This window comes from Pseudomonas sp. THAF187a (genome assembly GCF_009363395.1).
Classification (GTDB): domain Bacteria; phylum Pseudomonadota; class Gammaproteobacteria; order Pseudomonadales; family Pseudomonadaceae; genus Aquipseudomonas; species Aquipseudomonas khazarica.
In genome coordinates this window covers 3,254,398-3,266,694 of the sequence record NZ_CP045349.1, presented here as the reverse complement: position 1 = coordinate 3,266,694, position 12,297 = coordinate 3,254,398, and the positions used below count along the sequence as shown (strand labels likewise).

At 65.0% G+C, this 12,297-nt stretch carries 14 protein-coding genes; all 14 read left to right on the top strand.

Annotated features, from left to right (window positions below; translation table 11 throughout):
- Positions 1 to 46 precede the first annotated feature (46 nt).
- On the top strand, positions 47 to 496 hold the full coding sequence (gene fliJ / locus FIV02_RS15280) for a flagellar export protein FliJ (protein ID WP_037050425.1): 450 nt from the start codon (positions 47 to 49) through the stop codon (positions 494 to 496).
- A gap of 84 nt (positions 497 to 580) precedes the next feature.
- On the top strand, positions 581 to 886 hold the full coding sequence (locus tag FIV02_RS15275) for an STAS domain-containing protein (RefSeq protein WP_037050427.1): 306 nt from the start codon (positions 581 to 583) through the stop codon (positions 884 to 886).
- A 2-nt stretch (positions 887 to 888) separates the two neighbouring features.
- A complete protein-coding gene (locus FIV02_RS15270) occupies positions 889 to 2,577 on the top strand; it encodes a fused response regulator/phosphatase (RefSeq protein WP_037050430.1) in 1,689 nt (562 codons plus the stop codon).
- A gap of 30 nt (positions 2,578 to 2,607) precedes the next feature.
- The gene (locus tag FIV02_RS15265; RefSeq protein ID WP_037050433.1) at positions 2,608 to 2,961 is read left to right on the top strand and encodes an Hpt domain-containing protein; all 354 of its coding nucleotides are present in this window, start codon (positions 2,608 to 2,610) and stop codon (positions 2,959 to 2,961) included.
- A gap of 66 nt (positions 2,962 to 3,027) precedes the next feature.
- Positions 3,028 to 4,266 (top strand): flagellar hook-length control protein FliK, encoded by a 1,239-nt coding sequence (locus FIV02_RS15260; RefSeq protein WP_150605685.1) that lies wholly within the window; start codon positions 3,028 to 3,030, stop codon positions 4,264 to 4,266.
- 301 nt (positions 4,267 to 4,567) lie between these two features.
- The gene (gene fliL / locus FIV02_RS15255) at positions 4,568 to 5,089 is read left to right on the top strand and encodes a flagellar basal body-associated protein FliL (RefSeq protein WP_037050438.1); all 522 of its coding nucleotides are present in this window, start codon (positions 4,568 to 4,570) and stop codon (positions 5,087 to 5,089) included.
- 12 nt (positions 5,090 to 5,101) lie between these two features.
- Positions 5,102 to 6,073 carry a flagellar motor switch protein FliM gene (gene fliM, locus FIV02_RS15250; protein ID WP_037050440.1) on the top strand — a complete coding sequence of 324 codons (972 nt, stop codon included), beginning with the start codon at positions 5,102 to 5,104 and terminating at the stop codon, positions 6,071 to 6,073.
- A 69-nt stretch (positions 6,074 to 6,142) separates the two neighbouring features.
- On the top strand, positions 6,143 to 6,622 hold the full coding sequence (gene fliN, locus FIV02_RS15245) for a flagellar motor switch protein FliN (protein WP_037050443.1): 480 nt from the start codon (positions 6,143 to 6,145) through the stop codon (positions 6,620 to 6,622).
- A gap of 1 nt (position 6,623) precedes the next feature.
- The gene (gene fliO / locus FIV02_RS15240) at positions 6,624 to 7,055 is read left to right on the top strand and encodes a flagellar biosynthetic protein FliO (protein ID WP_152489093.1); all 432 of its coding nucleotides are present in this window, start codon (positions 6,624 to 6,626) and stop codon (positions 7,053 to 7,055) included.
- Positions 7,055 to 7,840 (top strand): flagellar type III secretion system pore protein FliP, encoded by a 786-nt coding sequence (gene fliP / locus FIV02_RS15235; RefSeq protein WP_152489092.1) that lies wholly within the window; start codon positions 7,055 to 7,057, stop codon positions 7,838 to 7,840. The genes fliO and fliP overlap by 1 nt, the downstream gene beginning before the upstream one ends.
- Positions 7,841 to 7,850: 10 nt before the next feature.
- Positions 7,851 to 8,120 carry a flagellar biosynthesis protein FliQ gene (gene fliQ / locus FIV02_RS15230; RefSeq protein ID WP_037050449.1) on the top strand — a complete coding sequence of 90 codons (270 nt, stop codon included), beginning with the start codon at positions 7,851 to 7,853 and terminating at the stop codon, positions 8,118 to 8,120.
- Between the two features lie 12 nt (positions 8,121 to 8,132).
- Entirely contained in the window at positions 8,133 to 8,909 is a 777-nt protein-coding gene (gene fliR / locus FIV02_RS15225; RefSeq protein WP_037050451.1) for a flagellar biosynthetic protein FliR, read from the top strand.
- A gap of 9 nt (positions 8,910 to 8,918) precedes the next feature.
- Positions 8,919 to 10,055, top strand: coding sequence for a flagellar biosynthesis protein FlhB (gene flhB, locus FIV02_RS15220; protein WP_037050454.1), 1,137 nt, complete (start codon positions 8,919 to 8,921; stop codon positions 10,053 to 10,055).
- A gap of 101 nt (positions 10,056 to 10,156) precedes the next feature.
- The gene (flhA, locus tag FIV02_RS15215) at positions 10,157 to 12,286 is read left to right on the top strand and encodes a flagellar biosynthesis protein FlhA (protein ID WP_371923174.1); all 2,130 of its coding nucleotides are present in this window, start codon (positions 10,157 to 10,159) and stop codon (positions 12,284 to 12,286) included.
- The last annotated feature ends 11 nt before the right edge of the window (positions 12,287 to 12,297 follow it).

Sequence of the window (12,297 nt, the reverse complement as noted above, 5' to 3'; positions counted from 1 at the left end):
AGCTGACACTGCGCCGCCTGGACGCTGCCGCAGGGGGCACTGCGGCATGAGCCTGAGTCGAGCCAAGCGCCTGCAGCCGGTGGTCGACATGGCGGAGAAGGCCGAGCGCGAGGCCGCCCGCCAGCTGGGACACTGCCGGGGCCTGGTCGGCCAGGCCGAAGCCAAGCTGGGCGAGCTGGAGCGCTTTCGTGGCGATTACCAGCAGCAGTGGATCAGCGAAGGCAGCAAGGGCGTCTCCGGGCAGTGGCTGATGAACTACCAGCGCTTTCTCTCGCAGCTGGAGACGGCCGTCGGGCAGCAGCAGCAGAGTCTCGAATGGCACCGCGCCAACATGGAGAAGGCTCGGGCGCTCTGGCAGCAGCGCTACGCGCGGCTGGAAGGGCTGCGCAAGCTGGTCCAGCGCTATATCGACGAGGCGCGTCTGGCCGAGGATCGACGCGAGCAGAAGCTGCTCGATGAGCTGGCACAGCGCCTGATCGATCGCGGCGAACCCTGAACGGAGTTGTTTCGGCGCCGGGCAGGTGCTACACCTTGAGACGTGAACCACCTTATCTGGCAGAGTCTCGACAAAGGAGTAGACATGGCCATTACCTCGCAACCGTCCGCGGACGGGCAAGAGCTGACCATCGTGATTCGAGGACGCTTCGACTTCGCCTCCCACCAGGAATTCCGTGACGCCTACGAGCGCGTCAACATCACGCCCAAGCGCTATCAGGTCGACCTGCGCGACACCAGCTACCTGGACAGCTCGGCGCTGGGCATGCTCCTGCTGTTGCGCGACCATGCCGGTGGCGATGCTGCGGAGATCCGCCTGCTCAACTGCAGTAGCGACGTTCGCAAGATCCTCGCTATTTCCAACTTCGAGCAGTTGTTCCAGATCACCTGAGCATGCCTGATCGTCTGTCGATCCTGATTGCCGAGGACAACGCGGCCGATCGCATGCTGCTGTCGACCATCGTCAGTCGCCAGGGGCATCGCGTGACGACCGCCAGCAATGGCCTCGAGGCGGTCGCCCTGTTCGAGCTGGAACGTCCGCACCTGGTGCTGATGGACGCGCTGATGCCGGTGATGGATGGCTTCGAGGCGGCCCGGCGGATCAAGCAGAAGACCGGCGAGGCGCTGGTTCCGATCATCTTTCTCACCTCGCTGACCGAGGGCGAGGCGCTGGTTCGCTGCCTGGAGGCCGGTGGCGACGATTTTCTCGCCAAGCCCTACAACCGGGTGATTCTGGAAGCCAAGATCGGCGCCATGGATCGCCTGCGCCGCCTGCACGACACGGTGCTGCAGCAGCGCGACCTGATCGCCCGGCACAACGAGCACCTGCTGCGCGAGCAGCACGTGGCCAAGGCGGTGTTCGACAAGGTGGCGCATTCCGGCTGCCTGGCCGCGCCGAACATACGCTACCTGCAATCACCCTACGCGCTGTTCAACGGTGACCTGCTGCTGGCGGCCTACAAGCCGTCGGGCGGCATGCACGTGATGCTCGGCGACTTCACCGGCCACGGATTGCCGGCCGCCATCGGTGCGATGCCGCTGGCCGAGGTGTTCTATGGCATGACCGCCAAGGGCCATGCGCTCGCCGAGATCCTTCGCGAGATCAACGCCAAGCTCAAGCGCATCCTGCCAGTGGGGGTGTTCTGTTGCGCCACCATGCTCAACATCAGCAGCAAGCGCGGTCTGCTGGAAGTGTGGAACGGCGGCCTGCCCGACGGCTACCTGCTGCATGCCGATGGCCGGCCGCGGCAGCCCCTGGTATCGCGCCACCTCCCGCTGGGCATTCTCGACCCTGCTGCGTTCAGCGATCGTTGCGAGGTCTATCCGCTGGAGCTGGGCGATCGGGTCTTCCTGCTCAGCGACGGCGTGCTGGAGGCCTGCGATCAGCAGGGCGAGCTGTTCGGCGAGCAGCGCCTGCTCGAGCTGCTGGACGCCAACCGCCAGCCACCGGCGTTGTTCGAGGAAATCCAGCGGGCGCTGGTGGCGTTTCGTGGCGAGCAGCAGGACGACGTCAGCATGGTTCAGGTCGGGATGCCCGAGGATGACGGGCGCCCCCGGCCGCTGGCGTTCGCCGACAGTGGCTTGAGCAGTGCGCAGGACTGGTCCGCGACTTTCGAGTTTCGGGCGCACAGCCTGCGGCATTTCAATCCCTTGCCGTACCTGCTGCAGCTGCTGCTCGACGTGCAAGCGCTGAGGCCGCGCGGTGGCGAGCTGTACACCGTGCTCGCCGAGCTCTACTCCAACGCGCTGGAGCATGGCGTGATGGGCCTGGACTCCTCGTTGAAGCGCGATGCCAGCGGTTTCGCCGAATACTACCGCGAGCGCCGCCTGCGCCTGGGCGCGCTGCAGGATGGCTACGTGCGTTTTCACCTGCAGATGCTGCCCGAAGGGGCCGGTGGTCGGCTGATCATCCGGGTCGAGGACAGCGGGCCGGGATTCGACCCGGACGAGGTCGATGCGGCCGGTGATGAAGCCCTGTGTGGGCGCGGTCTGGGCCTGGTTCGCCAGCTCAGTGATGGTTTTGGCCTTTGCGCGGATGGCCGGGGCGTCAGCGTGGAGTTTTGCTGGTCTGCTGAGGCATAATGCCAGTCCTGTCGTTCAGGGAGTGACCCGTTGTCCGATATCCATCTCGACGATGCCGTCCTGGCAGCCCTGCAGGACGTTATGGAAGCCGAATATCCGGCGTTGCTCGATACCTTCGTGGCTGACTCCGAGGAGCGCGTGCGCCTGCTGCGCGAGGCCGAGGCGCAGGGCGACCCGCAGGGGCTGCGCCTGGCTGCGCACAGCTTCAAGGGCAGCTGCAGCAACATGGGCGCGGTGATGCTGTCCGGCCTGTGCAAGGAGCTCGAAGACGCCGGGCGGCGTGAGGCGATGGAGCTGGCGCCGGCCTTGATCGAGCAGATCGAGCGCGAGTTCGCCATCGTCCGCATCCTGCTCAAATCCGAGCGCCAGCGTTATCGCGTCTAGGCGATTGCACGAGTTGGCCCGTCCTTTGCTCTGATACCGTCACGACCCATTAGACGGAGAGCGTCCATGTCCGCGTTGCCCGATCTGCGCCTGCAGGCCACGCCTGAGGTTAAGAGCAAAGCGAAGCAGCCGGCTAAAGCGCCGGAGCCCAGCAAGAACGGTGCTTCCAGCTTTGCCGAGGTATATGCCAAGGAGCGCCAGGCCAAGCCTGGCGAGCGTGCTGGCAATGCCGAGAAGCCCAAGCAAGAACAGAGCAGCGGCCCGGCTACGGCCGAGGCCGACGCTGCCACGGCTGCCGCTGAGCAGCCGGAGGTTGCCGCCTCCGGCAATTCCTTGCCGAGTGAGGAAACCGGGGAGGAGGAACTCGACCCGTTGCTGGCGATGGCCCTGGGCGGTATGCAGCCGCAAACCGAGGAGGCCGCGCTCCCCGATGAGGAGCTGGAGCCCGCGGCGCTGGTGATCACCGGTGCCGCCGCCGCTGCCGCTGGCGAAGAGGCCGGGCCGGTGACGGAGGAAGAGGGGCTCGACCCGCTGGCGCTGCTCGATTCGCAGCCGGAGGAACTGGCGGTCAAGCCTACGCCGGTGCAGGAGGCTGTCAGCAAGAGCACCAAGACCGTGGCCAGTGCCGATTTCGCCGCCGCCATGGCCGCCATGGGCAAGGGCGAGGAGTCGACCACGACGACTGACGAGTCCACCCTGGACCTGCCGCTGGAGAGCCTGGCCAAGGATGTCCAGGACAGCCTGAAGGACAGCGTCCAGCCCAATCGTCCGGATCAGTTCGTCAGCAAGCTCAGTGCGCTGACCCAGGCCCTCAACCAGCAGACCAACGCTGCGCAGCGTCTGCCGCTGGTACCCGGCCAGCCGGTGGCCATGCAGCAGGCCGGCTGGAGCGAGGCGGTGGTCGATCGGGTCATGTGGCTGTCCAGCCAGAACCTCAAGTCTGCCGAGATCCAGCTCGACCCGGCGGACCTGGGGCGCCTCGAAGTGCGGGTGCACATGACTCAGGACCAGGCCCAGGTCACCTTCGCCAGTCCCAACGCGGGTGTGCGTGACGCGCTGGAGGGGCAGATGCATCGCTTGCGCGAGATGTTCGCGCAACAGGGCATGAACCTGGCCGATGCCAACGTTTCCGACCAGTCGCTGAACCGTGGCTGGCAGGGGCAAGGGCAGGGCGAGGGCGGGCGTGGCGGTTCCGGCGCGCGCGATGGCCTGTTTGGCGGTGACGAGGGGCAGGCCGTCGGTCATCAGGAAATCCGCAGCGATCGCCTGAGCAGTGGTCGGGGGCTCGTCGACTACTACGCGTGATACGTAGCCGAAACGCTGCGGTCCTGGCCCGCTGCGCGGCATCGGCGGCCGCCTGGCGTGAGCGAAACGAGCGCCACGCCACAAGCCGCCGGCTCCGATGTTCGGCGTGACTCCGCTAGACTTGCAATCGCCCGGGTAGCCATTCAGGCAACCCGGGCGATTGCATTTGAGGTGACAGCAAGAGGCTGGCGCTGTTAAATCCGCAGCCCGGAGTTAGACAAGCCTGCTCATATGCTGGCATAACACTTGCTCTTAACCCTTTGAAAGCGGACAAAACTCCGACAAGTGACGGATTATTGGCATGGCTAAGAAAGAAGCGGCACCTGCGGCCGAGGGACAACCCGCCGGCAAGAGCAAGCTCAAACTCATCATTCTCATCGTGGTGGGCCTGTTGCTGGCTGTCGGCCTGTCCGTTGGCGGTACCTGGTTCATTCTCAGCAAGGGCGACAAGTCCGAGGAGCATGCGGCCAGCGAAGCCGAGGCGCCTGCCGCCCCGGGGCACCAGCCGGCGCTGTATCAGGACCTGATGCCGGCCTTCGTCGTCAACTTCAACTACCAGGGGCGCACCCGCTACCTGCAGCTCAGCATGGCGCTGATGGGGCGCGACGCTGCCGGGATGGAGAAGCTCAAGGTGCACATGCCGGTGCTGCGCAACCAGTTGGTGATGCTGCTCGCCGGTCAGGATTTCGCCGCGCTGCAGACGCCGCTGGGCAAGGAGATGCTCCTGCAGCAGGCGCTGGCCAGCGTACAGGAGCTGGCCCAGAAGGAAACCGGCAGCACTGTGGTCGAGCAGGTGCTGTTCACCAATTTCGTGTTGCAGTAGCGGGAGCCGAACATGGCCGTGCAAGACCTGCTTTCCCAGGACGAGATCGATGCGCTGCTGCATGGCGTCGACGACGGGTTGGTCGAGACCGAAGACTCCGCCGATCCGACGAGCGTCAAGCAGTATGACCTGACCAGTCAGGACCGTATCGTCCGTGGGCGCATGCCGACCCTGGAGATGATCAACGAGCGCTTCGCCCGTTACACCCGCATCAGCATGTTCAACCTGCTGCGGCGCTCCGCCGACGTCGCCGTGGGTGGCGTGCAGGTGATGAAGTTCGGTGAGTACGTGCATTCGCTGTACGTGCCGACCAGCCTCAACCTGGTGAAGATGAAGCCGCTGCGTGGCACCGGGCTGTTCATCCTCGATGCCAAGCTGGTGTTCAAGCTGGTGGACAACTTCTTCGGCGGCGACGGCCGCCACGCCAAGATCGAAGGACGCGAGTTCACCCCGACCGAACTGCGCGTGGTGCGCATGGTGCTGGATCAGGCCTTCGTCGATCTGCGCGAAGCCTGGCACGCGGTGATGGATATCAACTTCGAGTACGTCAACTCGGAGGTCAACCCGGCGCTGGCCAACATCGTCAGCCCCAGCGAGGTGGTGGTGGTCTCCACCTTCCACATCGAACTGGATGGCGGTGGCGGCGACCTGCACATCACCATGCCGTATTCGATGATCGAGCCGATCCGCGAGATGCTCGACGCCGGCTTCCAGTCCGATGTCGACGATCAGGACGAGCGCTGGATCAAGGCCCTGCGCGAAGACATCCTCGATGTCAGCGTGCCCCTGTCCGCGACGGTGGCGCGTCGTCAGCTGAAGCTGCGCGACATCCTGCACATGCAGCCGGGAGACGTGATCCCGGTGGAGCTGCCGGACAACGTGATCATGCGCGCCAATGGCGTGCCGACCTTCAAGGTCAAGCTGGGGGCCCACAAGGGCAACCTGGCCTTGCAGGTGCTGGACCCGATCGAACGCCAGCGCTGAAGCGCCGGCAACCCTGTGGGCCGGTTGGCCCGATGCGAACGAATAGCTGAAGCCAGGCGAGGAAAGACGATGGCAGACGAAGAAAACACTTCCCCCGAGGAACAGGCGCTGGCCGACGAGTGGGCCGCTGCGCTGGCCGAGGCCGGTGAAGACGCCGGGCAGGACGACATCGATGCCATGCTGGCCGGGCAGGAGGCCGCACAACCTGCGCAGCCCGCCGCGCCGCGTGCGCCGATGGAGGAGTTCGGCAGCGCACCGCCGTCGCCCAACCTGCCGGTCAACCTGGAAGGGCCCAACCTGGATGTGATCCTGGATATTCCGGTGTCCATCTCCATGGAGGTCGGCAACACCGACATCACCATCCGCAACCTGCTGCAGCTCAACCAGGGGTCGGTGATCGAGCTCGATCGCCTGGCCGGCGAGCCGCTGGACGTGCTGGTCAACGGTACGCTGATTGCCCATGGCGAAGTGGTCGTGGTCAACGAGAAGTTCGGCATCCGCCTGACCGACGTGATCAGCCCCAGCGAACGCATCAAGAAGCTGCGCTGACATGAGCCGAATCCTTGCGTTGCTGTTGGCGCTGCCTGGCGTCGTTGTCGCCGCCGAGCCTGCCGGCAAGGCCGCGACGCCGATGGCCAGCAGCGATGTGGCCGGCCAGCTCGGCCAGTTGCTGCTGGGGCTGTTGCTGGTCATCGGCCTGATCTTCCTGCTGGCGTGGCTGTTGCGCCGTGTGCAGCAGCTGGCGCCGCGTGGTGGCCAGGTGATCAAGCTGCTGGCGACCCAGCCGCTCGGGCCGCGCGATCGCCTGGTGCTGGTGCAGGTGGGCAACGAGCAGATCCTCCTGGGCCTGTCCGCCGGGCGCATCGCGCCGCTGCATGTGCTCAAGGAGCCAGTGCACCTGGGCGATGCCGAGGCCGCCACCCCCGAGTTCGCCCAGCGCCTGATGGAGCTGCTGGGCAAGGATCAGAAGGATAAATCCTGATGCTGCGTCTGTTGCTGGTGCTGGTGCTTAGCCTGGCCACTTCGCTGTCGTTCGCCGAAGATCCGCCCACGGGCAATAGCCTGATCCAGCAGGGCAGCAGCCCGCTGTCGATCCCGGCCATCACCCTGTCCACGGACGCGGACGGCCAGCAGGAGTACTCGGTCAGCCTGCAGATCCTGCTGATCATGACCGCGCTGAGCTTCATCCCGGCGTTCGTCATGCTGATGACCAGCTTCACCCGGATCATCATCGTGTTCTCCATCCTGCGGCAGGCGCTCGGCCTGCAGCAGACGCCCTCGAACCAGATTCTGGTGGGGTTGGCGCTGTTTCTCACGATGTTCATCATGGCGCCGGTGTTCGACCGCATCAACAGCGACGCCCTGCAGCCCTATCTCAACGAGGAGATCGTCGCCCAGGAGGCGCTGACGCGTGCCGAGGGGCCGATCCGCGACTTCATGCTGGCGCAGACCCGCGAGAGCGATCTGGAGCTGTTCGTGCGCCTGTCCAAGCGTACCGACCTGGCCGGTGTCGAGGACGTGCCGCTGACCATCCTGGTGCCGGCCTTCGTGACGTCCGAGCTGAAGACGGCCTTCCAGATCGGCTTCATGATCTTCATCCCGTTCCTGATCATCGACATGGTGGTCGCCAGTATCCTCATGGCCATGGGCATGATGATGCTGTCGCCGCTGATCATCTCGCTGCCGTTCAAGATCATGCTGTTCGTGCTGGTCGATGGCTGGGCGCTGATCATGGGCACCCTGGCCGCCAGCTTCGGCACCTTATAGCGAGGCGCACATGACCCCCGAGATTGCGGTTGACCTGTTTCGCGAAGCGCTCTGGCTGATCGTCCTGATCGTCGGCCTGGCGGTGGTGCCGAGCCTGGTGGTCGGCCTGATCGTGGCGATGTTCCAGGCCGCCACGCAGATCAACGAACAGACCCTGAGTTTCCTGCCGCGCCTGATGGTGATGCTGATCACCCTGATCTGGGCCGGTCCCTGGTTGGTGAGTCAGCTGATGGAGTACACCCAGACGCTGATTCAGAACATTCCCTACCTGATCGGTTGAGGGCAGGGGGCGATGCTGGAGTTGAGCAATGCGCAGATCAGCGGCTGGGTCGGCCAGTTCCTGCTGCCGTTGTTCCGTATCGCGGCGATGCTGATGGTGATGCCGATCATCGGTACGCAGCTGGTGCCGACCCGCGTGCGCCTGTACCTGGCGCTGGCCATCAGCGTGGTGCTGGTGCCGACCCTGCCGCCGATGCCGCAGGTGGACGCATTGAGCCTGCGCAGCCTGCTGCTGATCGTCGAGCAGGTGCTGATCGGTGCCATGCTGGGCTTCGTCCTGCAGCTGTTCTTCCACCTCTTCATCGTCGCAGGGCAGATCATCGCCATGCAGATGGGCCTGGGCTTCGCCTCGATGGTCGACCCAACCAACGGCGTCTCCGTGCCGGTGCTCGGGCAGTTCATGCTGATGCTGGTGACCCTGCTGTTCCTGGCGATCAACGGGCACCTGGTGGCGCTGGAGGTGCTGGCCGAGAGCTTCGTCACCTTGCCTTACGGGCAGGGGCTGATGGTCGATCACTACTGGACCCTGGCGGGCAAGCTCGGCTGGGTCATCGGTGCGGGGCTGCTGCTGACGCTGCCGGCTGTCACCGCCCTGCTGGTGATCAACCTGGCCTTTGGCGTGATGACCCGCGCCGCGCCGCAGCTGAACATCTTCTCCATCGGTTTCCCGTTGACCCTGGCCATGGGCCTGGTGATCTTCTGGGTCAGCCTTTCCGACTTTGGCAGCCTGTTCCAGGCGCTGGCCAGCGACGCCCTGCAGCAGCTGGGCGAGTTCGCCGAAACGCGATGAGGAGTCCGCATGGCTGAAAGCGAAAGCGGCGCCGACAAGAGCGAGGAACCCACAGGCAAGCGGCTCGAGGAGTCGCGGAAAAAAGGCCAGATCGCTCGCTCCAAGGAACTCAACACGCTGGCGGTGACGCTCACCGGCACCGTGGCGCTGATCAGCTTCGGCGCCTACATGGGCAACACCCTGATAGGGGTGATGCGCGGCAACTTCAGCCTGCCGCGCGACGTGCTGATGAACGAAGGCAGCATGGCCCTGCACCTGCTGGCCTCCGGCAAGGCCGCCCTGGTGGCGGTGCAGCCGTTCTTCATCGCCTTGCTGATCGCCTCGGTGGTCGGCCCGATCGCGCTGGGCGGCTGGCTGTTCTCCGCCGAGGCCCTGCAGCCCAAGGCCAGCCGGATGAATCCGCTGGCCGGGCTCAAGCGCATGTTCTCCGTGCAGGCGCTGGTCGAGCTGCTCAAGGCGCTGGCCAAGTTCCTGGTGATCCTGGCCGTGGCGCTGCTGGTGTTGTCGGTCGACCAGGACGACCTGCTGTCGATTGCCAACGAGCCGCTCGAGCCGGCGATCCTGCATAGCCTCAAGGTCGTCGGCTGGAGCGCTTTCTGGCTGTCCTGCGGGCTGATCCTGATCGCGGCGGTGGATGTGCCGTTCCAGCTCTGGAGTCACAAGCAGAAGCTGATGATGACCAAGCAGGAAGTGCGTGACGAGTACAAGGACACCGAAGGCAAGCCCGAGGTCAAGGGCCGCATCCGCCAGTTGCAGCGGGAAATGGCCGAGCGGCGGATGATGCAGTCGGTGCCGCAGGCCGACGTGGTGATCACCAACCCGACCCACTTCGCGGTGGCGCTGAAGTACGACCCGGAAAAGGGTGGGGCGCCGATGTTGCTGGCCAAGGGTGGCGACTTCCTGGCGCTGAAGATTCGTGAAATCGCCCAGGAGCACCAGGTGATGGTGCTGGAGTCGCCGGCACTGGCGCGGGCGGTGTACTACTCCACCGAGCTGGACCAGGAGATTCCTGCCGGTCTGTACCTGGCGGTGGCCCAGGTGCTGGCCTACGTCTACCAGCTGCGTCAGTACCGCGCCGGCAAGGGCAAGCGCCCCGGACCGCTGCCGGATCTGCCCATCCCGCCGGACCTGCGTCGCGACACGTAAGCGGCGTCGTACGTGGCCTCGGCATTTGTGGAACGCTTCTTGCCATTACCCCTCTAGGGCGCAGTCTCGCGTCAAAAGATTGAATGGTTGGGGTAGGGCACGTGGCAGTAGATCGAGCACAGTTAATCGGTGAAGTGCGCAGCAACCTGGCAGGCTTGCGCCATGGCAACCTGGGCATTCCGCTGTTGCTGCTGGTCATGCTCGGCATGGTCATGCTGCCGATCCCGGCGTTCCTGCTCGATGTGCTGTTCACCTTCAGCATCGCCCTGTCGATCGTCGTCCTGCTGGTCAGTATCTACGCCCTGCGACCGCTGGATTTCGCCGTGTTCCCCACCATCCTGCTGGCGGCGACGCTGCTGCGCCTGGCGCTGAACGTGGCGTCCACGCGCGTGGTGCTGCTCAACGGTCACGAGGGGCATGGCGCGGCGGGGCAGGTGATCCAGGCCTTCGGTGAGGTGGTGATCGGCGGCAACTACGTGGTCGGTATCGTGGTGTTCGCCATCCTCATGATCATCAACTTCGTGGTGGTCACCAAGGGTGCCGGGCGTATCTCCGAAGTGAGCGCGCGTTTCACCCTGGATGCCATGCCCGGCAAGCAGATGGCCATCGACGCCGACCTCAACGCCGGCCTCATCGACCAGGTCGAGGCCAAGAAGCGCCGCAGCGAAGTGGCGCAGGAGGCCGACTTCTACGGTTCCATGGACGGTGCCAGCAAGTTCGTCCGCGGTGACGCCATCGCCGGCTTGCTGATCCTGTTCATCAACCTCATCGGCGGTATCGCCATCGGCGTGCTGCAGCACAGCCTGGCCTTCTCCGACGCCGGCAAGGTCTACACCCTGCTGACCATCGGTGACGGCCTGGTGGCGCAGATTCCTTCCCTGTTGCTGTCCACGGCAGCGGCGGTAATGGTGACCCGCGTGTCCACCTCCGAGGACATGGGCGCGCAGGTCAACCGGCAGATGTTCGCCTCGCCGCGTGCGCTGGCCGTAGCCGCAGCGATCATGATCGCCATGGGCCTGGTGCCGGGCATGCCGCACTTTTCCTTCATCGGCCTGGGCCTGATCGCCGCCGGTGGTGCGTACTGGATCGCCCACCGCCAGCGCAAGGCCAAGGAAGAGGAGGTCAAGGAGGTCCAGCGTCAGCAGGAGCTGCTGCCGGCGCAGAAGGCCCAGGAGGTCAAGGAACTGGGCTGGGATGACGTCACTCCGGTGGACATGGTTGGCCTGGAGGTGGGCTATCGCCTGATTCCGCTGGTCGATCGCAACCAGGGCGGCCAGTTGCTGGCGCGGATCAAGGGCGTGCGCAAGAAGCTCTCGCAGGAAATGGGCTTTCTCATGCCCTCGGTGCATATCCGCGACAACCTCGACCTGGCGCCCAACGCCTATCGCCTGACGCTGATGGGCGTCAGCGTCGCCGAGGCGGAGGTCTATCCCGATCGGGAACTGGCGATCAACCCCGGCCAGGTGTTCGGCCCGCTCAATGGGATCGCCGCCAAGGATCCGGCGTTCGGCCTGGAGGCGGTATGGATCGATCCCAGCCAGCGTGATCAGGCGCAATCGCTCGGCTACACCGTGGTCGACGCCAGTACGGTGGTCGCCACCCACCTCAACCAGATCCTGCACAAGCACGCCCACGAGCTGCTCGGTCACGAGGAAGTGCAACAGCTCATGCAGTTGCTGGCCAAGAGCTCGCCCAAGCTGGCCGAGGAGCTGGTGCCGGGGCTGGTGTCGCTGTCGACCCTGCTCAAGGTGTTGCAGGCACTGCTGCAGGAGCAGGTGCCGGTACGCGATATCCGCACCATCGCCGAGGCGATCGCCAACGTCGCACCGAAGAGTCAAGATCCCGCCGCGATGGTCGCCGCGGTCCGTGTGTCGCTGGCCCGCGCAATCGTGCAAAGCATTGTGGGGCTAGAGCCGGAGCTGCCTGTGATCACTCTGGAACCAAGGTTGGAACAGATATTGCTGAACAGTCTGCAGAAGGCCGGTCAGGGCAGCGAGGATGGCATCCTCCTCGAGCCCGGCATGGCTGAAAAGCTGCAGCGTTCCCTGGTGGATGCGGCGCAGCGCCAGGAAATGCTCGGCAAACCGGTGATCCTGCTGGTGGCCGGTCCGATCCGGGCGATGCTCTCGCGCTTCGCGCGGCTGGCGGTACCCAGCATGCACGTGCTGGCGTACCAGGAAATTCCGGACAACAAGCAGGTCACCATAGTCGCTACGGTTGGCCAGAACTGAGGTAAAGGGTC

Coding starts and splice junctions, on each gene's coding strand:
- fliJ (WP_037050425.1), top strand. CDS start 47: ATGAGCCTGAGTCGAGCCAAGCGCCTGCAGCCGGTGGTCGACATGGCG.
- FIV02_RS15275 (WP_037050427.1), top strand. CDS start 581: ATGGCCATTACCTCGCAACCGTCCGCGGACGGGCAAGAGCTGACCATC.
- FIV02_RS15270 (WP_037050430.1), top strand. CDS start 889: ATGCCTGATCGTCTGTCGATCCTGATTGCCGAGGACAACGCGGCCGAT.
- FIV02_RS15260 (WP_150605685.1), top strand. CDS start 3,028: ATGTCCGCGTTGCCCGATCTGCGCCTGCAGGCCACGCCTGAGGTTAAG.
- fliL (WP_037050438.1), top strand. CDS start 4,568: ATGGCTAAGAAAGAAGCGGCACCTGCGGCCGAGGGACAACCCGCCGGC.
- fliM (WP_037050440.1), top strand. CDS start 5,102: ATGGCCGTGCAAGACCTGCTTTCCCAGGACGAGATCGATGCGCTGCTG.
- fliN (WP_037050443.1), top strand. CDS start 6,143: ATGGCAGACGAAGAAAACACTTCCCCCGAGGAACAGGCGCTGGCCGAC.
- fliO (WP_152489093.1), top strand. CDS start 6,624: ATGAGCCGAATCCTTGCGTTGCTGTTGGCGCTGCCTGGCGTCGTTGTC.
- fliP (WP_152489092.1), top strand. CDS start 7,055: ATGCTGCGTCTGTTGCTGGTGCTGGTGCTTAGCCTGGCCACTTCGCTG.
- fliQ (WP_037050449.1), top strand. CDS start 7,851: ATGACCCCCGAGATTGCGGTTGACCTGTTTCGCGAAGCGCTCTGGCTG.
- fliR (WP_037050451.1), top strand. CDS start 8,133: ATGCTGGAGTTGAGCAATGCGCAGATCAGCGGCTGGGTCGGCCAGTTC.
- flhB (WP_037050454.1), top strand. CDS start 8,919: ATGGCTGAAAGCGAAAGCGGCGCCGACAAGAGCGAGGAACCCACAGGC.